This is a genomic window from Anaerorhabdus furcosa (genome assembly GCF_900167375.1).
Classification (GTDB): domain Bacteria; phylum Bacillota_I; class Bacilli_A; order Erysipelotrichales; family Erysipelotrichaceae; genus Anaerorhabdus; species Anaerorhabdus furcosa.
In genome coordinates this window covers 41574-66576 of record NZ_FUWY01000004.1, presented here as the reverse complement: position 1 = coordinate 66576, position 25003 = coordinate 41574, and the positions used below count along the sequence as shown (strand labels likewise).

At 33.3% G+C, this 25003-nt stretch carries 26 protein-coding genes and 1 other annotated feature; of the genes, 22 read left to right on the top strand and 4 right to left on the bottom strand.

Annotation, left to right across the window (positions count from 1 at the left end; genetic code table 11):
* Positions 1 to 66: 66 nt before the first annotated feature.
* The 4 genes from B5D14_RS07180 to B5D14_RS07165 all read left to right on the top strand — a co-directional run bounded on the left by B5D14_RS07180 (position 67) and on the right by B5D14_RS07165 (position 3656).
* Positions 67 to 783, top strand: a complete 717-nt coding sequence (locus B5D14_RS07180) for a phosphatase (RefSeq protein WP_078711923.1) — start codon at positions 67 to 69, stop codon at positions 781 to 783.
* A 49-nt stretch (positions 784 to 832) separates the two neighbouring features.
* Positions 833 to 1069: a binding site (T-box leader), on the top strand.
* A gap of 37 nt (positions 1070 to 1106) precedes the next feature.
* Positions 1107 to 2123, top strand: coding sequence for a methionine ABC transporter ATP-binding protein (locus tag B5D14_RS07175; RefSeq protein WP_078711922.1), 1017 nt, complete (start codon positions 1107 to 1109; stop codon positions 2121 to 2123).
* Positions 2120 to 2785, top strand: coding sequence for a methionine ABC transporter permease (locus B5D14_RS07170; RefSeq protein WP_078711921.1), 666 nt, complete (start codon positions 2120 to 2122; stop codon positions 2783 to 2785). The genes B5D14_RS07175 and B5D14_RS07170 overlap by 4 nt, the downstream gene beginning before the upstream one ends.
* Before the next feature lie 16 nt (positions 2786 to 2801).
* Entirely contained in the window at positions 2802 to 3656 is an 855-nt protein-coding gene (locus tag B5D14_RS07165) for a MetQ/NlpA family ABC transporter substrate-binding protein (RefSeq protein WP_078711920.1), read from the top strand.
* A 171-nt stretch (positions 3657 to 3827) separates the two neighbouring features.
* Here B5D14_RS07165 and B5D14_RS07160 read toward each other — a convergent pair whose 3' ends face one another.
* The gene (locus B5D14_RS07160) at positions 3828 to 4496 is read right to left on the bottom strand and encodes a CatA-like O-acetyltransferase (protein WP_078711919.1); all 669 of its coding nucleotides are present in this window, start codon (positions 4494 to 4496) and stop codon (positions 3828 to 3830) included.
* Positions 4474 to 5082, bottom strand: a complete 609-nt coding sequence (locus tag B5D14_RS07155) for a TetR/AcrR family transcriptional regulator (protein ID WP_078711918.1) — start codon at positions 5080 to 5082, stop codon at positions 4474 to 4476. Before B5D14_RS07155 ends, B5D14_RS07160 begins: the two co-directional genes overlap by 23 nt.
* A 244-nt stretch (positions 5083 to 5326) precedes the next feature.
* On the opposite strand from B5D14_RS07155, the gene B5D14_RS07150 reads away from it, so the two are divergent.
* From B5D14_RS07150 to rpsU, 9 genes are all read left to right on the top strand, one after another.
* Positions 5327 to 7084: a diguanylate cyclase domain-containing protein gene (locus B5D14_RS07150; RefSeq protein ID WP_078711917.1), complete on the top strand. Its 1758-nt coding sequence runs from the start codon at positions 5327 to 5329 to the stop codon at positions 7082 to 7084.
* 139 nt (positions 7085 to 7223) lie between these two features.
* Positions 7224 to 8273 carry a helix-turn-helix domain-containing protein gene (locus B5D14_RS07145; protein WP_078711916.1) on the top strand — a complete coding sequence of 350 codons (1050 nt, stop codon included), beginning with the start codon at positions 7224 to 7226 and terminating at the stop codon, positions 8271 to 8273.
* A 232-nt stretch (positions 8274 to 8505) separates the two neighbouring features.
* Positions 8506 to 9783 (top strand): HlyC/CorC family transporter, encoded by a 1278-nt coding sequence (locus B5D14_RS07140; protein ID WP_078711915.1) that lies wholly within the window; start codon positions 8506 to 8508, stop codon positions 9781 to 9783.
* A gap of 158 nt (positions 9784 to 9941) precedes the next feature.
* Positions 9942 to 11222: a uracil-xanthine permease family protein gene (locus tag B5D14_RS07135; protein ID WP_078711914.1), complete on the top strand. Its 1281-nt coding sequence runs from the start codon at positions 9942 to 9944 to the stop codon at positions 11220 to 11222.
* An 80-nt stretch (positions 11223 to 11302) separates the two neighbouring features.
* A complete protein-coding gene (locus tag B5D14_RS07130) occupies positions 11303 to 12022 on the top strand; it encodes an RsmE family RNA methyltransferase (protein WP_078711913.1) in 720 nt (239 codons plus the stop codon).
* Positions 12023 to 13327 (top strand): tRNA (N(6)-L-threonylcarbamoyladenosine(37)-C(2))-methylthiotransferase MtaB, encoded by a 1305-nt coding sequence (gene mtaB, locus B5D14_RS07125; protein WP_078711912.1) that lies wholly within the window; start codon positions 12023 to 12025, stop codon positions 13325 to 13327.
* Between the two features lie 8 nt (positions 13328 to 13335).
* On the top strand, positions 13336 to 14805 hold the full coding sequence (locus tag B5D14_RS07120) for a UDP-N-acetylmuramoyl-L-alanyl-D-glutamate--2,6-diaminopimelate ligase (RefSeq protein WP_078711911.1): 1470 nt from the start codon (positions 13336 to 13338) through the stop codon (positions 14803 to 14805).
* A complete protein-coding gene (deoC, locus tag B5D14_RS07115) occupies positions 14792 to 15457 on the top strand; it encodes a deoxyribose-phosphate aldolase (protein ID WP_078711910.1) in 666 nt (221 codons plus the stop codon). The genes B5D14_RS07120 and deoC overlap by 14 nt, the downstream gene beginning before the upstream one ends.
* A 63-nt stretch (positions 15458 to 15520) precedes the next feature.
* Positions 15521 to 15700, top strand: a complete 180-nt coding sequence (gene rpsU, locus B5D14_RS07110; protein ID WP_078711909.1) for a 30S ribosomal protein S21 — start codon at positions 15521 to 15523, stop codon at positions 15698 to 15700.
* Between the two features lie 95 nt (positions 15701 to 15795).
* On the opposite strand, the gene B5D14_RS07105 is transcribed toward rpsU, so the two are convergent.
* Together B5D14_RS07105 and B5D14_RS07100 are read right to left on the bottom strand one after the other, a co-directional pair.
* On the bottom strand, positions 15796 to 16596 hold the full coding sequence (locus B5D14_RS07105; protein WP_078711908.1) for a tyrosine-protein phosphatase: 801 nt from the start codon (positions 16594 to 16596) through the stop codon (positions 15796 to 15798).
* A gap of 63 nt (positions 16597 to 16659) precedes the next feature.
* Complete coding sequence (locus B5D14_RS07100; RefSeq protein WP_078711907.1) at positions 16660 to 17403, bottom strand: prepilin-type N-terminal cleavage/methylation domain-containing protein; 744 nt, start codon at positions 17401 to 17403, stop codon at positions 16660 to 16662.
* A gap of 149 nt (positions 17404 to 17552) precedes the next feature.
* On the opposite strand from B5D14_RS07100, the gene B5D14_RS07095 reads away from it, so the two are divergent.
* The 9 genes from B5D14_RS07095 (at position 17553) to dnaG (ending at position 24963) form a co-directional block, all read left to right on the top strand.
* Positions 17553 to 18515: a PhoH family protein gene (locus tag B5D14_RS07095; protein WP_078711906.1), complete on the top strand. Its 963-nt coding sequence runs from the start codon at positions 17553 to 17555 to the stop codon at positions 18513 to 18515.
* A 30-nt stretch (positions 18516 to 18545) separates the two neighbouring features.
* Positions 18546 to 19001, top strand: a complete 456-nt coding sequence (gene ybeY, locus B5D14_RS07090) for an rRNA maturation RNase YbeY (RefSeq protein ID WP_078711905.1) — start codon at positions 18546 to 18548, stop codon at positions 18999 to 19001.
* Complete coding sequence (locus tag B5D14_RS07085) at positions 18998 to 19333, top strand: diacylglycerol kinase family protein (RefSeq protein ID WP_078711904.1); 336 nt, start codon at positions 18998 to 19000, stop codon at positions 19331 to 19333. Before ybeY ends, B5D14_RS07085 begins: the two co-directional genes overlap by 4 nt.
* Positions 19334 to 19338: 5 nt before the next feature.
* The gene (cdd, locus tag B5D14_RS07080) at positions 19339 to 19737 is read left to right on the top strand and encodes a cytidine deaminase (RefSeq protein ID WP_078711903.1); all 399 of its coding nucleotides are present in this window, start codon (positions 19339 to 19341) and stop codon (positions 19735 to 19737) included.
* The gene (gene era, locus B5D14_RS07075) at positions 19734 to 20630 is read left to right on the top strand and encodes a GTPase Era (protein ID WP_078711902.1); all 897 of its coding nucleotides are present in this window, start codon (positions 19734 to 19736) and stop codon (positions 20628 to 20630) included. The genes cdd and era overlap by 4 nt, the downstream gene beginning before the upstream one ends.
* A complete protein-coding gene (gene recO, locus B5D14_RS07070; protein WP_159443753.1) occupies positions 20623 to 21375 on the top strand; it encodes a DNA repair protein RecO in 753 nt (250 codons plus the stop codon). The genes era and recO overlap by 8 nt, the downstream gene beginning before the upstream one ends.
* Before the next feature lies 1 nt (position 21376).
* Entirely contained in the window at positions 21377 to 21715 is a 339-nt protein-coding gene (locus tag B5D14_RS07065) for a hypothetical protein (protein WP_078711900.1), read from the top strand.
* 66 nt (positions 21716 to 21781) lie between these two features.
* Positions 21782 to 23161, top strand: a complete 1380-nt coding sequence (locus tag B5D14_RS07060; RefSeq protein WP_078711899.1) for a glycine--tRNA ligase — start codon at positions 21782 to 21784, stop codon at positions 23159 to 23161.
* A 14-nt stretch (positions 23162 to 23175) separates the two neighbouring features.
* Positions 23176 to 24963: a DNA primase gene (dnaG, locus tag B5D14_RS07055; protein ID WP_078711898.1), complete on the top strand. Its 1788-nt coding sequence runs from the start codon at positions 23176 to 23178 to the stop codon at positions 24961 to 24963.
* The last annotated feature ends 40 nt before the right edge of the window (positions 24964 to 25003 follow it).

Here is a 25003-nt window from a genome sequence, read left to right as displayed (position 1 = left end):
GGGAGGCGTATTCTTGTATTTACACATTGAAAGTCTTATAATAGTGAAGTTGATTGGAGAATAATGATGAAAAATATACTTGATTTACATACCCATACAATTAGTAGTGGTCATGCTTATAGTACATTACAAGAGAATGTTCAAGAAGCTAAACGTAAGGGTTTAAAATATTATGGCATGAGTGATCATGCACCAGGAATCCCTGGTGGAACTCATTTTTTTCATTTTAAGAACTTAGAGGTAATTCCAACAGAAATCGATGGAGTTAGAGTTTTAAGGGGTTGTGAGTTAAATATAATTGATGAAAATGGGACTGTAGATTTAGAAAAGAAGATATTAAAGACATTGGATTATTGTATTGCTTCATTTCATTCTCCTTGTTATAGCGCGGATCATTCATTAGAAGACAATATGAAAGCCTATGAAGCAGTATGTAAGAATCCATATGTTCAAATTATTGGACACCCTGATGATGGTAGATATCCATGTGATTATGAAAAATTAGCCCTTATGGCAAAAGAAACAAATACGTTGATTGAACTTAATAATTCATCACTTCGTCCAAATGCGAGTCGAATTAATGGACCTGAAAATTGTCGCAAGATTTTGCAAGCATGTAAGAAAGTAGGGTGCATGATTGTACTAAATAGTGATGCTCATATTTCATTTGATGTGGGTAAATCAAATTATGCTGATGAATTAATTGAAGAATTGAACTTTCCTAAGGAGTTAATTCTTAACTATAACGAAGAAAAATTAAAAGACTTTATTACTTTGAAATAATTTTCAGAAAAAGATATTGACATCTTACATTCAAAAGAGTAAAGTACTGTTAAAGACATTGAAGAGAAAAGTAATGTTGATGGAATTTCTTAGAGAGTCCCAGTTGCTGAAAAGGGATAAAGGAAGTCAAGATGAAAATGGTCTTGGAGTTGCATACCGAGGGAAACTAAGGCTATGACGGATTCACCCGTTAACGTGATAAAGTATGGATGTACTTGATAAGGTAATTACTGTGAAGTAATTATAAACAAAGGTGGTAACACGGGTAATAGCACTCGTCCTTGATTATAGGACGGGTTTTTTATTTATACAGGAGGTCAGTTATGATACAAATACAAGACATCGTAAAGACATTTTCTACAAAAGGTGAAGATATTCATGCGGTAAGAGGAGCTAATCTAGAAATACAGGATGGTGAAATCTTTGGAATTATTGGCTACTCAGGAGCTGGTAAATCAACACTTGTAAGAATCATCAATCAACTAGAGAAACAAAGCAGTGGAAAAGTGATTATCGATGGTGAGGAAATTGAAAAATTCAGTTCAAGTCAGTTAAGAAAAAAACGACAAAAAATTGGTATGATATTCCAACATTTCAATCTTCTATGGTCAAGAACTGTTGAAAAGAACATTGAATTTCCATTAGAAATTGCAGGTGTTTCAAAAGAAGAAAGAAAAGAACGTGTGCAAAAATTAATTCGATTGGTTGGGCTTGAAGGAAGAGAAAATGCTTACCCAAGTGAATTATCTGGGGGTCAAAAGCAAAGAGTTGGAATCGCTAGAGCATTAGCGAATAATCCAAGTATTCTACTTTGTGATGAAGCAACTTCAGCACTAGATCCTGAAACAACAGATTCGATTCTTGAATTATTAGATCGTATTAATCGTGAATACAACATCACAATGATTATCATTACTCACCAAATGGAAGTAGTACAAAAGTTATGTCATAAGGTAGCGGTAATGAGTGATGGTAAAGTGGTTGAGGAGGGTACAGTCAAAGATATCTTTGAACATCCACAAAATGAAGTAACAAAAAGATTTGTTCAAACGGTGGAAGGTAAAAACATTGAAGTTATAAAAAAAGAACTGAAGAAACTCTATCCATATGGACAAGTCATGCGACTTGGATTTACAGGAGATATAAGCAACAAGGCAATTATCGCGGATGTGATTCGTAAAACAACATTGCCTGTAAGTATCGTAAATTCCAACATTACACATTCTCAAATTGGACCCATGGGTGTTATCTATGCTCATGTATCAGATGGAAGTGAAGCAGAATATCGTGAGTTTTCTGATTTGCTTGAAAAAGAAGGGGTTAAGGTGGATATTCTATGAATCAATTATTAGAACAGATTAACGTTGATCAAATGATTATAGCGCTCAATGAAACCTTATTTATGACATTTACTTCTTTAGCACTTTCGGTCGTATTTGGATTAATTATAGGTGTTCTCTTATTTAGTACTCAATCAGAAGGTTTGTATAAAAACAAAATATTAAATGCAGGTACAGATTTTATTATTAATGTTCTTAGAGCAATACCGTTTATTATTATATTGATTTTAGTTATACCGTTTACAAAGATGTTAGTTGGAACAATGCTTGGGGCCAAAGCTGCCATTCCATCTCTCGTCATTGCGGCGACTCCCTTTTATGCAAGACTTGCAGTCATTGCATTTACGGAAGTTGATAAAGGAACGATTGAAGCAAGTAAAGCGATGGGAGCAAGTAGATTTGAAATTATAACCAAAGTACTTATTCCAGAAGCATTACCCGCTTTAGTTTCAGGTATTTGTGTAACAGGGATTTCCTTAGTAGGCTACACGGCAATGGCAGGTGCTATTGGTGCTGGAGGACTTGGAAATCTTGCTTATCTCTATGGCTTTGCTAGAAGAGATAATGTTGTACTCTTTAGTTCAACAGTACTGGTCATCATCATTGTATTTGTAATACAAGGAATTGGTGACTACATCGTCAAACGAATTGACAAACGATAAATTGGAGGAAAAGAAAATGAAAAAATTATTAAAAACATGTTTAGCTGGATTATTAGTCTTAGGACTAGCTGCTTGTACAAGCAAACCAGCACCAGAAGCAACACCAACATCGACTGAACCTACAACAGGTGAAACAACTAAATTAAAAGTTTCTGCAACACTTGATCCACATGCAAAAATTCTAGAATTCGCTAAGCCAATCTTAGCTGAAAAAGGAATCGATTTAGAAATTACAGTATTAGATGATTATTATATCTTCAATAAAGCATTAAATGATGGTGAAGTAGATGCAAACTATTTCCAACATGTTCCTTTCTTCGAAGGTGAAGTAGAAGCAAATGGTTATAAAATTGTAAATGCTGCAGGTATTCACATTGAACCATTTGGTTTCTATTCTAAAACAGTAAAATCAGTTGATGATATTAAAGATGGCGCAACAGTGATTATTTCAAACTCTGTAGCTGACCATGGACGTATCTTATCAATTCTTGCAAAAGCTGGTGTTATTACATTAGCTGATGGTGTTGATGCTCAAAATGCAACAACAAAAGATATTAAAGAAAATCCAAAAAACTTAGTATTCCAAGAAGTAAAACCAGAATTATTAACAACAGTATTTGAACAAGGTGAAGGTGATTTAGTCGCTATCAATGGTAACTATGCAATCCAAGCAGGATTAAATCCTACTACAGATGCAGTTATTCTTGAACAAGCTGATGCAACAAATCCATATGTAAATATTGTTGCTGTACAAGAAGGAAAAGAAAATGATCCTGCAATTAAAACATTAATTGAAGTATTAAAGTCTGATGAAGTTAAACAATTCATTCTTGATACTTATAGCGATGGTTCAGTAATTCCTGCTGAATAAATAATTAAAGTTCTGCCATAGTTTGGTAGAACTTTTTTTCTTCAAAAAATCATTGTATAAATAAAGATCAAGAATGGTGTTGAATCCAGTAGCTGTAAATAGACTAAAGCACTTCATGATACCAACACTATGGATAACAAAGCATCTAATGAGCATGAAAATATGTTTAAATTATTGGTAGAACCACTCATCAGGATGATTCATTGTTCTTTGTAGTTCATTAAAAAAGACATTGAGGTGATATCCATCTGTTGTTGCATGGTGTACTGTAATCGAGAGAGGCATTGTAATTTTCCCATTGTTTTCTACAAATCCACCAGCTTCAAAACTTGGAACAAAATAATCCTTGATTCCATGATTATGCAATGAAAAACTATTAAAGGTGAACCAAGGAATACATGAAATAATATAGGAATTTGATAAAGGAGTACCCTTTGATGATAAAACACCATGACTCGCTTTATGTTTTGCAATGTCTTCTAAATAACATGTATAAAATGCTTGAAAACTATCATCATATTCAGTCCACAGCAAAGAGGTTGTTTTATCATCATCGTGAAATTGGGGGTAGGTGGGTGTTAGATTATCCCAATATCCTAGTACCCCATTGTGTATGCACATGCGTAGTTCTTGTTGTTTTCCAATAGCACGTGTAACCAAATAAAGATAAGTAGGAAAAAACTTGATATGGTTATCTTTGCATGTTTTTCTTAAGATTGTAACATCTAGTGTCACATTGACTGAGTAGGTAGTCGGTGCCATTTCAGTATAATAATAAAACTGCTGAGATCTTGGGTATGAGTTTCTATCGATGGGATTAAATACAGGATTTTTTTTCATTGTGAACTCCTTCTGTTTTTATTCTTTCTAAAATATGATTAAGTTGTCTTGAAATGACTTCATCAGAAAAAGGAATAACAGCACTGGCAGTTTTTAATCCTTCTAAAAAGATGACGATATGTTCTGCTTCTGTTTGAAGGTTGAAAGATTTGAATTCTCCACGTTGTTGGCCATAGTGAAGTAATGATTTCATCATATTCACTCCTAAATCATATCTAGCATCAAGGAAACTATTCGACTCTTGCTTGCTTTGTACAAAATCATAGAGGGCAAGAGATAATCCTCCGGCACCATCATGAATCTCTTTTTGAATTTGATTGAGATAAACCTCAAGCATTTGTAGAGCAGGAATACCTTTTTGCATTGCGTTATCCATTTCAGTTTGCCAATTATCTTTATCTGATTCAAATAAAACAGTAAAAACTTCTTTTGTTGATGAAAAATGTCGATATAATCCACCTCGACTTAATCCTGTTGCTTCGCACAAATCACTCATGGTAACTGATGAAAAACCGTTCTTGGAAAATATTTGTTTCGATATCGTTAAAATTTCTGCCTTTGTTTGCTCGCCTTTGTTAGTCATCATATAACTCCTTCTATCAAAACGACATTGTTGTCTTTTAAATAATGCGACATCAGTGTCGCTTTGTCAATACACAATTTCACTGATTACTGATCTCCTCTAGGATAGGATTAGATTGAATAAAAGATACAGTTAGTGTATTTTTATAATAGGTAATATGGATACAAATAGTATTGATGTTTAGTTATCCAATAAATAATTATACTTTAATATAGATTTTATAGATTCTAAGGGAGGAGTTTATAATATGAAAAATCAAGAAGTTTTTATGATTTTATTTAAAGAAGTTTTAGAGGGAAATTTAAGAAGTAACAAAGATCAAGTACTCGAAATAATAAATGACTTTTTTAAGAATAATCGTAAAGATGATTTAATTTTGGTAAATAATGATTATCATGAAACATCAAGTGGTTTGTTGAACTACAATGTAATTAATTTTAAATCAAGTGTGCTTAATGATTTATCTGTATTACTTACAGGACAAATCGAATTATTCTTTTTGGATGAATATGAAGTTTTACAAAGATATAATATTAATCAAACAATAATTACATATCACAATGGATCTACTTGGAATGTTTTATTTTCTTCCATAGCTCCTTTAACATTTACTAATATTGAAAAGAAAGTGATAGAGAATTATGAAGATAGTTTTAATAAAATAACCTATCGCTTATTTAGTGATGGCTTAACGGATGTTTTAAATCGCGAGGGGTTTGAATCTTTATCCAATCAATTACTAAGGGAATATGATCCCAAATGTATTACAGCACTCTTTATCTTGGATATTGATGACTTTAAATTAGTTAATGATACCTATGGTCATCCCATTGGAGATGAAGCATTGAAGAAGGTTGCGGTTACTTTAAAGAACATGTTTCGAAATAGTGATGCAGTTGGAAGAATGGGTGGCGATGAGTTCATGGTTATGCTTGTAGGTAGTTTTAACCCAAACCTTATTGAGAAAAAGGCAAGTGAGTTATTAACTTCAGTGAAGATTGAAGTTGATGGCAAAGAAATCCCTATATCACTTAGTGTTGGAGTTGCTTATGGAAAAAGTCATGTGACTTTTGATAAGTTATATCATACTGCGGATAAAGCATTGTATCGTTCAAAGAAGAATGGGAAAAACTGTTATCACATGATTAGTGTTGATACAAACTTTGAGCAAATTTCTTTTGAGAATGTCAATGAAGAGGGAACTAGTAAACTAAACAGAAGTGGTAAAGCACAAGTAGAAGGATGCTCACCCTATGAAGCACTTATAGGAAATATGCCAGGTAGTGTTTTGGTATTTTCTTTAACTGATCGTATACGTGTAACTCATGCGAATGATTGGACTCAACGTTATACAGGATTTACAAAAGAAGAATTAAGTGAAATAGAGAATGATGATATAACTTCATACGCTCATCCTGATGATCGTGATAAACTAAAAAAAATAATTCAAAATATGTACGATGGATTAGATGAGGTTCATGCAGTGTTTAGAGCTATAAGGAAAGATGGTACCTATGGACATGTCCAAATTGATGCATCTATGACAGAAAGAACGCAAAAAGAAATTATCTTTCTTGGAATTGAAACGGATGTTGAAGAATTATATCAATTAAAACTTGAAAATGAAAAAGCACATGATGAACTTAAAAATTTATTGGACGCTATTCCAGGTGGAGTTTTAACTATAGAATTTAGTGAAGAACAAGTAAAATTGGAATATCAAAATCGTTGGATTTCTAAATTTTTAGGTTATTCTGAAAATGAATTATCATTATTAGATAAACAAAGTCCATATTTCTTAGTTCATCCAGAGGATAGAAATTCAATTAATCAACTTTTAGAACAAATGAAACAAGGTGATGATGCAACACTTTTGGATTATCGATTATTGAGTAAGAGTGGTGAATATAAAAAAGTTCGAATTCGTACAACATTATCAGAAAATATAAGAGATAAAAAAATTCACTATGGTGTCATATCGGATATCAATAGTATTAAATCTTAGACAATCATGAAAAGATTGTCTTTTCTTAACTGCAGGTTAATAAATGATAAGAATAACTTAATTTTAGCTCAATTGTGTTACCTCTTATTCTTCGTTAGAATAGAATTATCAAAAGATCAAGAAAATTGAAGGAGATTATATGAAAATAAACGAAGTTATTAAAACAAAAAGAAAAGAGTTAGGGTTAACACAAGAAGAGATTGCAACTGCTCTTCATGTATCAACACCAGCAGTAAATAAGTGGGAGAGTGGAAATTCATATCCTGATATTACACAATTACCTTCACTTGCTCGTTTATTAAAGGTCGATATGAATACACTACTTGATTTCAAGAAAGAATTAAGCAGAGAAGAAATGGGTGAAATTGTAAATCGTATTGGGGAATTAGGATATCAAGATTTTGAGAAAGCTTATGAAGAAGCGATGGATGCATTGTATGAATATCCAAACAATGATGAATTAGCGGTATCTATTGTTGCAGTACTCAAAGGTCTATCAATCATGGTACCAGTGGAGAATATTGATAAGGTGAATCAAAAAATCAATGAACTTTTAATGTTACTTATTGAAAGTGATCAAGTTCAAACACAATCCTATGCTGCACAGTTGTTAGTTGCAAATGCATTGCAAGAGAAAAACTTTGAAGATGCATATAGATATTTAGATAAAATTCCTGAAAATAAATTTGATAAAAAGCCATTAGAATTAACTGCATACATGGCGGAGAATAAACTTGATGAAGCGTTAAAACTAATTCAAAGAGAAGTGTATTCTTTTACAGCTAAAATTGAAAGGTATTTATTCTCAGCGTTTGAGATTGCAGCACTAAATAAGAATATCGAAGATAGAACGTATTACAAAGACTTATTAATTCAATTCAATACGTTGTTTGGAATTAATGAATATATGAGTAAAGCTATTGAATTTAGAGAATGTTTTGAAATAGATAATCGTCAAGGAATAATAAATTCAATTTGCGAAATGGCAATAGAACTTGAAAAACCAATTGGTGTATCGATAAAGAAAGTTTATGATCACTTAGAAATTAAGGATCCAAATGAAAAGTTTTCTAAGGCGATGATTCAAAATATATTATTGCAAGCAACACAAGAAGAGAAAACTAAATTTCTTTTAGAAGAACCCCAATTCTTAGAATTATTAGCTAAATATGATGAAGCATCCAAGTGATGCTTTTCTTTTGCTTATTCAAAAATTTGCACTAAAATGGGGAGAATGTTATAATAATCCCAGTATTTTGAAAGGATGTGTGAAAATTGGACGATTCACCTATACCCATTAGGCTTAGGGAAAACTATGAAATAATTTCCCTTGAAAAACTCAATGTCAAACAAAGGCTGCATTTTATGCGTGCTTAATTCGATACACTGTTTAATATTGTAGTTTAATAAAGGAGAAAATTATGAATAGTAATGTACAATTTTTAGTTATCATATTATGTGTTTTAATCTTGTTTTCAGCGTATTTTAGTGCTACGGAAACAGCTTTTTCATGTTCAAATCGTATTCGACTAAAGAATATGTTGAATAATGGCAACAAAACAGCAGGAAGAGTATTAAAACTGTTAGATAACTATGACGACCTGATTTCAACCATTTTAATTGGAAATAATATTGTTAATATTGGAAGTGCCACGATTGCCACTGTCATTTTTACAAAGATTTATGGGGATGCAGGGGCATCTATCTCTACTTTAGTCATGACACTTGTTGTATTAGTCTTTGGTGAGATAACACCAAAAAGCATGGCAAAAGAAAGTCCTGAACAGTTTGCGATGTTTAGTTCAAGATTTATCCAAGTACTTACAATTATTTTTGTACCACTCAATATCTTATTTTCTTTTTGGAAAAATATAATTAAGAAAATATTTAAGTTTAAACAAGAGGATACTGATACCCAAGATGAATTACTTACAATGGTAGAAGAAGCAGAAAATGAAGGTAATTTAGAAGCACATGAGAGTGACTTAATTAGTGCAGCCATTGAATTTAATGACTTGGATGTTAAAGATATCTTAACTCCACGGGTTGATTTAATTGCGGTGGATATTAAGAGTCCTCTCATCGATATAGAAAAAGTATTCCGTTTTAATTCATTCTCAAGATTACCCGTGTATGAAAATTCGATTGATAACATTGTTGGCTTTATTCACGAAAAAGATTTCTATAATCTATATTACAATGAAAAGGGTCCTTTAAAATCAATAATTAAGACATTGATTTTTACAAACTTGCATGTAAAAATATCAAGTTTATTAAAACAACTTCAAAGTTCTAAGACACACATGGCAATTGTTTTGGATGAATATGGTGGTACATCGGGTATCATTACATTAGAAGACATCTTAGAAGAACTTGTAGGGGATATTTGGGATGAGCATGATATTGTAGTGGAATACTATAAACAATTAGAAGAAAACATCTATTTAGTTGAATGTGATGCTGAACTTGAAGATATGTTTGAACGCTTTGATATCAAAACAGATGAAGAGTTTGAGATGATCACTGTAAGTGGTTGGGTAATTCATAAGTTAGACCATATTCCGTGTGTTGGTGAGAAGTTTAGCTATAAGAATATGGATATTGAAGTCACTAAATCGGATGCTCGTAAAGTAAATGAGATTAAAGTCATTGTGAATGCAGTAGTTGATGAAGATGAAAAGGATAAGAAAAAGAAGTAAGAAATTCTTTTTCATCTTGAAAAGCTATGCTATAATACATTCAAGGATTCTTTAAATTGACACGAGATGTCAGAAAGATATAGCGAAATTTTGCACAATCTAAAGATCCTTAGGGGTCTTTTTTTCATGAAAAGACCTAGTCGAAAGGGGAGACGATGATGTCACAAAAAGTAGAAATGACACTAGATGTCAATGAAAAACCAAAGCTTGGACAATGGGCTCTATTAAGTTTTCAACATGTCTTTGCAATGTTTGGAGCAACAATTTTAGTTCCTATCTTAACAGGATTTCCAATCTCTGTTGCACTATTTGCTTCAGGACTTGGAACAATTATTTATTCAGTAATTACTAAGTTCAAAGTACCAGTATATTTAGGTTCAAGTTTTGCCTATATCAGTGCAGTTGTTATTGCAGTTGAAGCAATGGGAGGTAGTGTAGATGCATCCCAAACAGGATTAATGCTTATTGGGCTAATCTATGTGGTTGTTGCAATTGTAATTAAGTTCATAGGAAAAGAATGGATTGATAAATTATTACCTCCAGTTATTATTGGACCTATGATTGCGGTTATCGGGTTAGGCTTAGCGGCTAATGCAGTAGGAAATGCAGGTTTTGTAGAAGGTGGAGCTTGGCAATCAATGACAGTTGCTATCTTAACATTCATGATTACAGCTCTAATTAGTACAAAAGCAAAAGGATTCTTCAAGATTATTCCTTTCCTTTGTGGAATTATAATTGGGTATGTAATTGCTTGTTTCTTGGGAATTGTTGATTTTTCACAAGTTACAGCTGTGTTAGAATCAGGTCAATTCTTTGCATTACCTCAATTTATTCTTCCATTTAAACTTGGAAACTTCCAAACATATAATTTGTATTTTGGACCAGAAACTTTCGCAATTTTACCAGTAGCACTTGTAACAATTGCTGAGCATATTGGCGATCATACTGTATTGGGGAAAATTTGTGGACGTAACTTCTTAAAAGATCCAGGACTGGATAAAACATTGATGGGAGATGGTATTGCCACAGCAGTATCTGCATTTATGGGAGGTCCAGCCAATACAACCTATGGTGAAAATACAGGTGTTATTGGTATGACTAAAGTTGCTTCAGTATATGTTACTGTGGGGGCAGCGTGTATTGCGATGTTACTATCATGTTGTACAATTGTTGCAGCATTTATTCAAACAATACCCAATGCTGTATTAGGGGGTATGAGTATTCTACTTTATGGTGTAATTGCATCAAATGGATTACGTGTATTAATTGATAACAATGTTGATTTTACAAAACAAAGAAATCTAATTATTGCAAGTGCAATGCTAGTTATTGGTCTTGGAGGAGCATTATTGCCTTTAGGTCGCTTTGTAACACTTAGTGGTACGGCATTATCAGCAACAATTGGTATTGTATTAAATCTTGTATTACCAAAGGATTAATAAAACTACCAATAGCACAGGGGAAACCTTGTGCTTTTTATTTTGCCTTAAATTTGGTACACTATACAAGGTGATAAAAGATGCAACAATACTTTATAAATAACAAAATTGAACAAGGAGCTGAAATCAGTTTCGATAAAGAACAAACTCATCACATAAAAGATGTTCTTAGAATGAAAGAAGGAACGTGTATTCGCCTTGTAAATCAAGAAAAAGAAGCAGGATTTGCCTCTATTTTTTATCGTGGTAAAGACGTAGTTGCACATATAAATGAATTGGATCAAAATTCAAATGATATGAAATGTAAGATTACACTTTGTGTAGGGTTGATAAAAAAAGAAAAGTGGGATTATTTACTTCAAAAATGTACAGAGTTAGGGGTTAGTGAAATTGTACCTTTTGAATCAAGTAGAACGATTGTAAAAGCGAAAGATGAAAAGGTATCAAAGAAGTTAGAACGTTGGCATAAAATCCTGCTTGAAGCTGCAGAGCAATGCAAACGAAATTCATGTCCAAATCTAGTTGAACCGATAGGATTCAAAGAGATTACACAATACAAATCAGAAATAAATTGTGTTGCTTATGAAGATGTGAAATACATTGGTGAAAAACTTCGAGATATTGTAAAACAACCAACCTCAATTACGATTGTAGTTGGACCTGAGGGGGGATTTGATCCCTGTGAAGTGGAATACCTTTTAGAAAACAATTTTCATTGTATCACATTAGGTAAAAGAATATTACGTGCGGAAACGGCAACAACCTATGTGTTGAGTGCGATTGATGCATTGGTGGAATAAATGGAGGAAATTAAATCCATGAGATATGCAATTTCATGCCTTGGATGTAAGGTAAATACATATGAAGCAGAAAGTATTGGTCAATCATTAAGAATGATGGGATACCAAGAAGTTGATTTTAAAGAAGAAGCAGATGTCTATCTAGTTTTTACTTGTGCGGTAACAAATACTGCGGCAAGTAAATCAAGACAAAAAATAAATCAAGCAATTCGTCAAAATGAGGAAGCAGTAATTTGTGTGGTGGGTTGTTATGTTCAAATCAATGCAGAAAATATGAAAGAAAATGAACGCATTGATATTTTAGTGGGTTCAAGTCACAAACAAGATATTCCTCGTCTTATTCAAGAAGTTGTTGAAAAACGTGAAAAGAAAGTCCTTGTTGAGGATGTAAGAAAAGAAGCAGCATTTGAAACATTGAGTTTAAGTCATTTTGAACATCAAACAAGAGCATATATGAAGATACAAGATGGCTGTAATCAGTTTTGTAGTTATTGCATTATTCCTTATGCTAGAGGAAAAGAGCGTTCTTATCCACTGGAACAAGTGATTGAAACAGCGAAATCGTTATCAATGAGTCATTCAGAAATTGTTTTAGCAGGTATTCATACAGGACGATATGGTCATGATTTAAACTTAACATTAGCTACCTGTATGAAAGAAGTATTAAGCGCAGTTTCTAACATAGAGCGTATCCGTATTTCTTCAATTGAAATTACAGAAATCACAGATGAGTTAATTGAACTTATGAAGTCGACTCATCGCATAGCTCGTCACTTGCATATACCGATTCAATCTGGATGTAATGCAACCTTAAAACGAATGAATCGACCTTATACAAAAGAAGAATTCATTGCTCGTGTTCAAGAAATACGAGAAGCACTACCACAAATTTCAATTAGTACTGATTTAATTGTGGGCTTTCCACAAGAGAGTGAAGAAGAGTTTTGTGAAACTCTTCAAACTATACAAGACTGTGCATTTTCATTTATTCATGTCTTCCCATTTTCAAGTAAAACGGGAACTGTTGCCGAGAAGATGTCAGGACAAATCACAGATAAGATAAAAAAAGAAAGAGTACAAACTTGTAGTACGCTATCAAAAAACTTATACTATGGGTATAAGTCATCATTTATTAACAAAGATGTTTCTGTACTAATTGAGGAGCATAGGGGAAATCAATCATTTGGACACTCAAGTGAATATTTACCAGTCACAGTGGATGGTATACACGAGAGAAATAAAATGATTACTGTAAGTATTTCATCAATGATTGATGATGAATTAATTGGGAAAGTAAAGGGGTGAACTGTTGCATGAAATTAAATTCAATATTTGAAAATGCACCAGAATTAGAAATACAAGGACTAATGTCCGATAGTAGAAAGAGACGACCAAATTCAATCTTCTTTTGTGTAAAAGGAATGATGAATGATGGACATCGTTTTATTGATCAAGCAATTAAAAATGGAGCTGTTTGTATTGTATATAGTGATCCAATTGAAACAATGGATCCAACAGTGACATATGTTCGAGTAAAAGATGTACTCACTGCATACAATCAAATCGCAAATTTATTTTATGATCGACCATCAGATAAATTAGTTCTTTTTGGAGTTACTGGGACAAATGGTAAAAGTTCTGTAGCAAGTTTGATTAAGAATATTCTTAATGATTCTATACCTACAGGTTATGTTGGTACGATTTCAATTGAATATGGAAATGTAAAATTACCACCACTTCTAACCACACCAGAAATTGATGATTTGCATGGTGTATTGCATGATATGGTGGATGCAGGTATGAAAGCATGCGCTTTGGAAGTTAGTAGTATTGGACTTGAACAACGACGTGTAGATACTATTGATTTTGATGTTGCGATATTTACAAACTTAACACATGATCATTTGGATTATCATGGAACAATGGAAAATTATTTTGCAGCTAAGAAGAGTTTCTTTGATAAAATCAAACCATCGGCATTTGCAGTTACAAACAGTGATGATCCTTATGGTTTAGCCATCGTAGAGGATACCAAAGGAAAAGTAATTACATATGGTATAAAGAATCCTGCTGATTATCAAGCAGTGGATATTCAAATACTAAGAAATGGTACTATCTTTACATTGAAATGTTTTGATGAAGAATATCGCGTAGAAACAAATCTTGTTGCTACATTTAATATCTACAATCTATTAGCAGCAATCGCAGCACTTCACTCAAAAGGATTAGCGATGGAATCTATACTTCCTAAACTGAATCGTTTTGAACAGATTGAAGGTAGGATGGAACGTATTGATGAGGGTCAACCTTACAACGTAATCGTTGATTTTGCCCATACACCAGATGGTATTATGCAAGTAATGGAATATGGGGCAAGAATTACTCCAAAAGAAAATCGTATTATTGCAGTCTTTGGTTCAGCAGGGAAGCGTGATATTAAGAAAAGACCTATATTTGGAGAGATTGCAGACAAGTATTGTGATATGATTATCCTAACTGAAGATGACCCACGTGATGAACGTGTATACGATATTGCTCAAGAGATTGCGTCGGGTATTAAGAAAACAAATTACATCATCATTGAAAGTCGCTTTGATGCAATACGACAAGCGATTGAGATGGCAAATGAAAATGACACTATCTTAATTTTAGGTAAAGGTGATGAAATCTTCATGTATGGTGAATTTGGAAGAGAGCCATATTTAGGAGATCATCGTGTCGCAAGAGAAATGATTCGCAAGTATTATTTAAATAAAGGAGAAAATATAGATGAAACTGAATAAAACAATTGATCACACACTATTGAAACAAAATAGTACAGAAGCACAACTAATTCAATTATGTAAAGAAGCAAAGGAATTTGATTTTGCTACAGTTTGTGTAAATCCATGTTGGATTGAATTGTGTAAAAAAGAATTAGAAGGTACGGATGTAGGCGTTTGTACAGTTATTGGATTTCCATTAGGTGCTATGACTTCAGCATCAAAAGTATTTGAAGCAAAGAATGCTATTGAAATGGGTGCAGATGAAGTAGATATGGTATTAAATATTGGTGCATTAAAAGATAATAAGATGGATTATGTTATCAATGAGATTAAAGCAATTAAAGAAGCTGTAGGAACTCATTGCTTAAAAGTAATTATTGAAACATGTTTATTAACTGATGAAGAAAAAGTAAGAGCATGCAAAGCTGTTGTTGAAGCAGGTGCAGATTTTGTAAAAACATCTACAGGATTTTCAACATCAGGAGCAACCATTGAAGATGTAAAACTCATGAAGGAAACTGTGAAGAATGCTTGCAAAGTTAAAGCAGCAGGTGGTGTACGCAGCCATGATGATTTGTTAAAGATGATTGAAGTTGGAGCTGATCGTATTGGTACAAGTAGTGGTGTAAGCTTACTACAAGGCGAAAAAGTTCAAAATAATACGTATTAATATTGCAATTTAGCCTATGATTTGCTAAAATATCAATGCATGCATCAGAAGGGGGGTTAATAAATGCCAAGAGTTGTACTTAAAGAGAACGAAGGACTGGATGACGCACTACGTCGTTTTAAACGTCAAGTTTCTCGCAACGGAACCCTTGCTGAGGCTCGCAAAAGAGAGTTTTATGTAAAACCAGGCGTCCGTCGTAAATTAAAATCGGAAGCTGCAAGAAAAGCACGTCGCTCAAAATAAGGAAGAAATTCCTTATTTTTTTATTTGTTGATGTGTCGCTGAGATCTTCTATTAATTTTATTGCAATGTCATATAAAAAGAATAAGATTAGTATCTTATTCTAAATATATTGATTTAAGTTGTTTAATGTCTTGGAAAGAAAGTCCGAGACATTGAATTAAGTAGTGCTCAATACTTCCATATTTTGCGTCAATAACATCGAATATGGATTGAATATAACTTTCTTTAACACAACATAGTGCTGGGAATTGATCTAGATATTTAGTATCAAGATGAAGTTCAAGTGCTTTTTTTGTATAATACTCAAGCCGTGTAGATAAATAATAGTTTGTTTTTAAATAGTCTTCAATTATATCAGTCTTGCTAACTCCAAGTGATCCTAAAAGTAATAATGTACCAACTCCTACACGATCTTTACCCGCACTGCAATGATAAAGTGTTGAACCATCTACTTCCTCTAAGAGATACTCAAAGAACTTTTTATATTGTTTAATAGAATACTCATCTTCTATGAGTTGTGGATATTCGTGGATAGTTGCTTGCTCAACGTTGAAGTCCATTAATTCAATCACATGCTTCATGTAGTCAAAATCTATTTCACTGATACTTTTTTCTTTTGTAATTGTTTGTACATGATTTTTCAGTATAGAGCAAGTGATGTGTTGTACACCTTCGATGATTGGATCGGGAGTACGTGCTATTTCATTTTCATTTCTAAAATCAATAATACGCTTGAGATAATATTCATTCTTTAATTTATCTATATCATTCTCTGATGCGAAATATAATCGACCACTACGTAGTAATTTATTGTATTTAATCACTTTACCATCTTGGGTATGTAATCCCCCTAAGTCCCTTGTATTAGATAGTTTTTCAAAACCAGATAATCTCATAAGAAAACACCTCCTATCTCTATTGTAAAGATTTGAGGTGTATTTAATCAAGATGTGTGCAATTTAATTTGCTGGCGCCCAATTTCCACTGGCATCCTTAACCATCTTTGTAAATTCATTTGATTTCGATGGATCCTTGAAGTTAGGTGATGTTGGATATGAATTATTACTATTCCACATATAATACTCCCCATTGTACGTAATGATATCGCCTTTGTTATAATTATTCCAATAATAAAATTCAAGAGAAACTTCCTTGAATCGAGCTGCGTCGGGGCCAGAAAATGGTAATGAAGGAAAGGCATCAACTGCACATCCAGTTGAACTTATGCATTTGACATAACGATAGGTTCCATCGGGTTGTAATTGCTTGATGACATCATTAAAATTTATTCTTGCTTGATTGGTATAATCGACAGCATTTTCTCTCTGGTCTAAAATTGTTCCATCTTTAATGAAACTAGAACCTCCGCCACCAGTTGATTCTTTATGAATACTACAATTAACTTTGCCATCCATGATGGTGATTGTGCCATCCTTTGGACAGATTTTACCGCCATCATATAAACTTCCTGGTATTGCTGCCACATCTTCTGGCTTTGTAAAGGTTTGCTTTTTACCTGATTGTGCTTCTGCAACGGTGATGGCTCTTTCAACAAGTTTTCTATTATTTAGGCAAGTTGTTGCCTGACTTGCGTCGATATAGCCAGAAATTTGAGGCACTAATAATAAGCCTAGTACTGCTAAGACAGCAATGACTACAATGAGTTCAATGAGTGTGAACCCTTTTTTAGTTACTTTATTCATTTCACACGCTCCTTGTACTTATTAAATAGCACTTTTAGTGTGAATGGTCAAGTTTAAAAGAATATGAAAAGAAATTCCACTTATTTAATATGAAGAATGATTTTATGTCTGTTTTTTGATAAAATAGATACAAAGAGGGGGATTATCCTTTGACAAATGAAAAAATATTCAGCATTGAAGATTTAAGTGCAGATGAAGCGACTCGATTGGTTGGTCCACAAGATCGTAATTTAGAGGTTTTATCAAAATGCTTTGAAAAACAAATTGTATTTCGAAATCATGAATTTACAATTGACGAATGTGATGAAAAGACATTAGCTAAAATAACGGAAGTTTTAGAAGCTTTAGTAGAAATAGTGAAGAAAAATCAAGAAATCACAGAGAGAGATGTTTTGTATAGTTATCGCTTAGTGAGTAAAAATGAAACAGAAACTTGGGTTGATTTGCATAAAAAAGTGATAGGCAAAACAATGAATGGGAAATTGATTTCTCCTAAAACAATAGGACAGTATCGTTTTGTTGAGGCAATTGAAAAATATGATATTGTTTTTGCGATTGGGCCTGCGGGTACTGGTAAAACGTACTTGGCAGTGATTGAAGCAGTAGGAATGCTTAAAAAAGGTGAAGTTAAACGTATTGTACTGACTCGTCCTGCTGTTGAGGCGGGGGAGAGTTTGGGGTTTCTGCCAGGCGACTTAAAAGAAAAGGTGGATCCATACCTTACGCCCTTGTATGATGCACTGCATGTGATGCTAGGAGCTGAGCAAACAGAAAAATACATTGAAAAAGGAACAATTGAAATTGCACCACTCGCTTATATGCGTGGTCGTACCTTAGAAGATGCTTTTGTAATTTTAGATGAAGCTCAAAATACAACTGCTTCACAAATGAAAATGTTCTTAACTCGACTAGGATTTAATTCTAAAATGGTAATTACTGGCGATATCACACAGATTGATTTGCACCGTGGTATGGTATCGGGATTAGTGGATTCAGCGAAGTTATTGGAAGGTATTGAGGAAATAAAGATTTTGCATCTAACAAGTGATGATGTCGTTCGTCACCCACTTGTACAAAAAATTATTGACCGATATGCATCTAAAGGGATTTGAGTGTTATAATGTTTAAGCGAGGATAGTACGATGATTGTAACGATGATAAATAAAACAAGAAGTACCTATTGGAAAAAATATTATTCGCGTTTAGAGGAATTGGCTAATCGCACATTGAGTGTTTTGAAGTTAAATGATGAAATGTCCATTTCGGTTATTTTAGTCAAATCTAAAAAAATACATGAGGTGAACTTAATGTATCGCCAAATTGATCGTCCTACAGATGTAATTAGTTTTGCGATTTGTGATAGTGAAGATGAGTATGATTTAGTAAGTGATGTTAAGGAATTAGGTGATGTATTCCTAAATGTTGATGCGGTGATTGAACAAGCGCAAGCATATGGTCATAGTGAAGAAAGAGAATTTTGTTTTCTATTTATTCATGGCTTATTGCATTGTTTGGGATATGATCATATGAATGCAAAGGATGAGAAGAAAATGTTTAACTTACAACATAAAATTCTAGATCCAGTGGTGCCACGATGAATAAATTTAAAGTAGCATTTTCAGGACTAGCAGAAGCTCTTTCGCATCGTAGTGTTTTAATTCAATTCATTTTTATGATTGGAGCTGTGATTGTCGCTTTTGTATTAAAGTTTACAATGATGGAATGGTTAATCTTGGGATTATGTTGTGGTTTGGTTATCTCTATCGAGATGATCAATACATGCATTGAAAAAGTGTGTGATTTTTGCTCTACTGAAACAGATCCAAGAATTAAATCAATTAAAGATATGTCGGCAGGTGCTGTATTATTTTCAGCGTCTATCTCATTAATAATCGGTATTGTAATGGTATTAAACCATATAGGAGGGTAAAAACGATGAAATATCAACATGTATTAGATGAAGCTTTTGAAGCAATGAAGAATGCCTATGCACCTTATTCTAATTATCACGTAGGGGCATGTGTTTTATGTAAAGATGGTAGAACATTTAAAGGAGCTAATATTGAAAATGCTGCTTATGGTGCTGCAAATTGTGGAGAACGTAGTGCTATCTTTGGGGCTTATTCATATGGATATCGTAAAGATGATATCGAAGCAATTGCGATTGTTACTGATGGTGGTCGTATTGGAGCACCATGTGGTATTTGTAGACAAGTATTGGCTGAGTTATTAAATCAAGATACGCCAATTCTTCTTTCAAATGGTATTGAAACAATGGAGAAAACAATTAGGGAATTACTACCTATGCAATTTGGACCTGAGGATTTGAAATGAAATCAGGTTTTATTGCTTTAGTAGGCAGACCCAATGCAGGGAAGAGTACATTATTAAATGCACTTATTCAACAAAAGGTTGCGATCATCTCACCAAAACCTCAAACAACAAGAAATCAAATTCGAGGAATACGTACGGATGAAGATTCTCAACTTATTTTTGTTGATACTCCAGGCATCCATAAACCACATCATGAATTAGGGGCACAAATGAATAAAGAAGCTTTTGCGGCTGCAAGTGGGGTAGATTGTATCTATTTATTAGTGGATGGCAGTGTACCTTTTGGTAGTGGCGATGAGTTTGTATTGGCATCACTTAAAGAAAAGAAAATCCCAGTGTTCTTAATTTTGAATAAAATTGATTTGTTGAGTAGAGATAAAATCATGGATTTATTAATTGAGTGGTCAAAGCGACATGATTTTGCGGAGATATTTCCAATTTCTGCAAAAGAAAATACAAATCTTGCAGAACTAATTACTATTACAAAAACATATATGGAAGATGGAATTCAATATTATCCAGAAGATCAAGTCTGTGATTATCCAGAACAATTTATTATTTCTGAATTAATTCGTGAGAAAGTACTTCTTTTAACAGAAGAAGAAATTCCTCATTCAGTTGCAGTTGTGATTGAAAGAATGGGTAGGAAAAAAGGTAAATTGTTGATTAACGCAATGATACTTGTTGAAAGAAATAGTCAAAAAGGGATTATTATTGGAAAACAAGGATCAATGATTAAAGAAATTGGAACTCAAGCACGCAAAGAAATTGAAGGTATTTTGGGTGAAACCATTTATCTAGAATGTTTTGTTCGTGTTGAAAAAGATTGGCGAAATCGTAAGAGTAAACTTCAACAATTAGGATATATCCAAATCGAGGTTGATGATGAATGAGAAAGTATTAGGGATAGTATTGAAGCAAAGTGAGTATCGTGAAAATGATGCTCTTTTGACAGTTCTTACAAAGGAATATGGTAAGTTAACACTCACTGCACGTGGTGTAAAGAAAATGAATAGTAAATCAAGTACTTCTTGTTTACCATATGTCTTAAGTGAATTTGTATTTGATTATGTTGAAGATAAATCAATGTTTACAATAAAGAATGCTTCAATTAAATCCTCAAATCGTTTCCTACAAGAAGATTTAGAAAAAATGAATATTGCTGCAATATTCTGTGAACTGATTGATAAAAGTTTACCTCAAGGTGTACTGGATGAAGATGTAAATGACAATTATTTTGATTTACTTGTTTTCAGTTTGGATAAATTAAATCAAGAAAAACAACATCCGTTACTTCTTTGTTTATTTTTAGCACAAATGTTAAATTACCTTGGTATACCACCAATTGTTGATGAATGTGTACTCTGTGGTAATACCAAAGTAAATCGTATTAGCATTGAAGAGGGTGGTTTTGTTTGCAGTGAATGTATGAGTGAATTAGACAGTAGTATCGATACGCAAATGGATTTAAAACGCTTTCGATTAATTAATAAAGCAGGTATAGAAAATTATGACGTATTAAAAAATTATGGACCTTGGAGTTTTCAAGATTGTAGTTCAATGTTTGAATTCTTGCAAGTACATAGTGGAATCGATTCAACATCATGGAAATTTCTTAAGGAAATCGTGGAGGTTTAAGATGAAAAATAAAAGTTTACTTATTAATCTAGTATGTGTCATTCTTAATTTCTATGTTTTACCTTTACTATTTAGAGGTAATGCCAATGAAACCATTTTAATGTTGTTGGTAATGCCTTTAATCACAATTATCTTAGGAACTTTCTATACTTCAATGAATCAACCACATTGGGTTTATCCAGTACTTGTGGGTGTCTTGTTTATACCGACAATGTTTCTTTACTACAATTTGTCGGCGATTATTTTCGCAATGATTCACTTCCTTGCGTTTGTCGTAGGATGCTTAATAGGAATTATTGCAAAGAATCTCTTTTTAAGCAAAAACTTAAGCCGTACTTAAATTGACTGAAACCCTTTAAATATGGTATATTATACATTAGAATAAAATGTCTAAAAAGGAGAAAATATGGCTGAAAAAACATTTGAAAAAATAGTAAATCACGCAAAGAATTCAGGGTTTGTGTTTCAAGGCTCTGAAATTTATGGTGGTTTGAGTAATACGTGGGATTTTGGTCCATTGGGAGCAGAATTAAAAAAGAATATTAAACATGCTTGGTGGAAGAAATTCATTCAAGAGAGTCCTTACAATGTTGGAATTCAGTCTGCAATTTTGATGAATCCAAAAGTATGGGAAGCTACAGGGCATTTAACTGGATTTAGTGATCCATTAATGGATTGTAGACAATGTAAAACACGTCATCGTGCAGATCACTTGATTGAAGAGTTTTCGAAGGGTGAAGTAAATCCTGAGGGTTGGTCAAATGATGAGATGATGCAATACATAAAAGACAATCATATTGGTTGCCCTGATTGTGGAGCACATGATTTTACAGATATCCGTCAATTTAATTTAATGTTTAAAACATTCCAAGGTACACTTGAAGATGCAAAGAATACGATTTATCTTCGTCCTGAAACTGCACAAGGGATGTTTGTGAATTTCAAAAATGTTCAACGTACAATGCGTAAGAAATTACCTTTCGGTATTGGGCAAGTTGGAAAATCATTTAGAAATGAAATTACTCCTGGAAATTTCATCTTCCGTGTTCGTGAATTTGAACAAATGGAAATGGAATTCTTCTGCCAACCTGGTACTGATTTGGAATGGTATGAGTATTGGAAGAAATTCTGTATGGATTGGATTTTATCTTTAAATGGTGGAAGTGATTCTAATTTACGTTTCCGTGAGCATGCGAAAGAAGAATTGAGTTTCTATTCAGTAGGAACTTGTGATATTGAATATGAATACCCATTTGGGTGGGGTGAACTATGGGGAATTGCAGATCGTACTAATTATGATTTGTCTCGCCATATGGAACATTCTAAAACTTCAATGGAATATTTAGATCCAACAACAAATGAAAAATATATTCCTTATTGTGTAGAACCAGCTGTTGGTGTTGAACGTTTGTTCTTGATGTTCTTTTGTGAAGCATATGATGAAGAGAAACTTAGTGAAGATGATTCACGAATCGTAATGCATTTCTCTCCAGCTTTAGCACCAATTAAGGCTTGTATCTTACCTTTGTCTAAACAGTTAGGTGATACAGCACGTCTGTTATATGCAGAGTTGGCTAGTGAATTTACATGTGACTTTGATGATGCAGGAAGTATTGGTAAACGTTATCGCAGACAAGATGCAATTGGTACACCTTTCTGTATTACAGTTGATTTTGAAACAGAACAAGATCAATGTGTGACAATACGTCATCGTGACTCAATGGAGCAAGAAAGAATACCATTAACTGAAGTTAAGGATTATATTTCAAAAGCAATTAAATTCTAAAGGAGGGATTGCTTATGCGCTTAAATGATGATGATATTGCAAAAGTTCGTAGTAGCGCAGACATCGCGGATATTATTGGTCGATTTATTCCGTTAGTTAAAAAGGGAAAATCGTTTACCGCTGTGTGTCCGTTTCATGATGATCATGATCCATCCTTGTCTATCTCTCAAGATAAACAAATATTTAAATGCTTTGTATGTGGAGCTGGTGGAAATGTTTTCACCTTTGTTCAAGACTATGAACATATTACATTTCCAGAGGCAGTTGTTAAAGTTGCAGAACTTATAGGACAACCACTACAAGTGACGACATCAGATTTTGTGAAGCAAGTTGACCCACATAAAGAAGCTGGTTATAAAGTCATGAATGAAGCAATTCAATACATGATGTATACGCTAAATTCAGCAACAGGCTCACTTGCAAAAGAATATTTACATAAACGAGGCTTAGATGAAAAAATTATTCAACAGTTTCAAATTGGATACAATGATGAAGCAGACAATTTAGCTAAGTTTCTCAAAGCAAAAGGATACAAAGATAGTGATTGTATCGCTACCAATGTTACAAAAATTACTGAATCAGGAATACATGATGTATTTACTTCAAGGATTACCTTCCCCATTCATGATGTGGATGGAAATCCAATTGGCTTTAGTGCTAGAACAATGGATCCAAGCAATCCAAGTAAATATATCAATACAACTGAGACAGAGTTTTATGTAAAAGGAAATACTGTTTATAACTATCATCGCTCTAAAAACGATGCAAGGAAAATGGGATTTATCCTCGTGGTAGAAGGTGTTACAGATGTGATTGCATTTGCACGTGCTGGGATTAGCAATGTGTGTGCAACACTTGGAACTGCATGCACAACAAATCAATTGAAATTGTTGAAGCAATGTAGCTCTACGATAAGATTTTGCTACGATGGAGACAGGGCTGGACAAGCAGCAACCTATCGCGCTGGTAAGATGGCGTTAGAATTAGGGTGCAAAGTTGAAATCGTTTCAAATAAAACAGATAAAGACCCTGATGAGATTATCAAAGAATTTGGTATTGAACGACTACAAGACATGATTAAAAAACCAATCACATGGATGGAATTTGTCTTTGAGTACTTAAGTAGCAAATATGATTTGGATAATTACTCAAGCAAAAAAGATTTTGCACAGGAAGTGATGAGTGAAATTAAACTATTAAGTGATGATTTTGACAGGCAGAACTTTACTCATCAATTGTCAACAATGACGGGATTTAATTTTCAATCCATGTTGAATGAGACGCAAGTTTCTAAACCAAAGGAAATCACACCTAAAAAGAAGGTACAACCGATTACTCAAGCAATCGATGGTAGAAATAAGGCAGAAGATATTCTCATAGCACAAATGTTACTAAGCATTGATGCTGCGGAAATCTATAAAGAAAAACTAGGATTTCTAACCAGTGATAAGCAACAAAAAGTTGCGATGATGATTTTAGATGAGTATCGTAAAACCGACAAAATTTTTCTTGCAGACTTTATGGACTCACTTCAAGGTGATGAGTTAAAGAAATACTTAATTGATTTAACAACATCGGAAGCGATGCCACAAAGTTATTCGAAAGAAATAGTGATTGGGTCAATTGACCGCATTAAGAAATGGTTGCTGGAAGAGAAGGTGCAAAACCTTAAAAAACAAATCAGAACCATTACCAATGAGGAAAGTAGAAACGCACTAATGCAAGAATATAGTAATAGTTTAGTTGAACTTAGGAGGTATATCGATGAAGAAAGTCGTAAAAAGCAAAACAGTAGCAACTAAAACAGTAAGTAAAACTGCTACAAAAAAAGCTCCTGCAAAA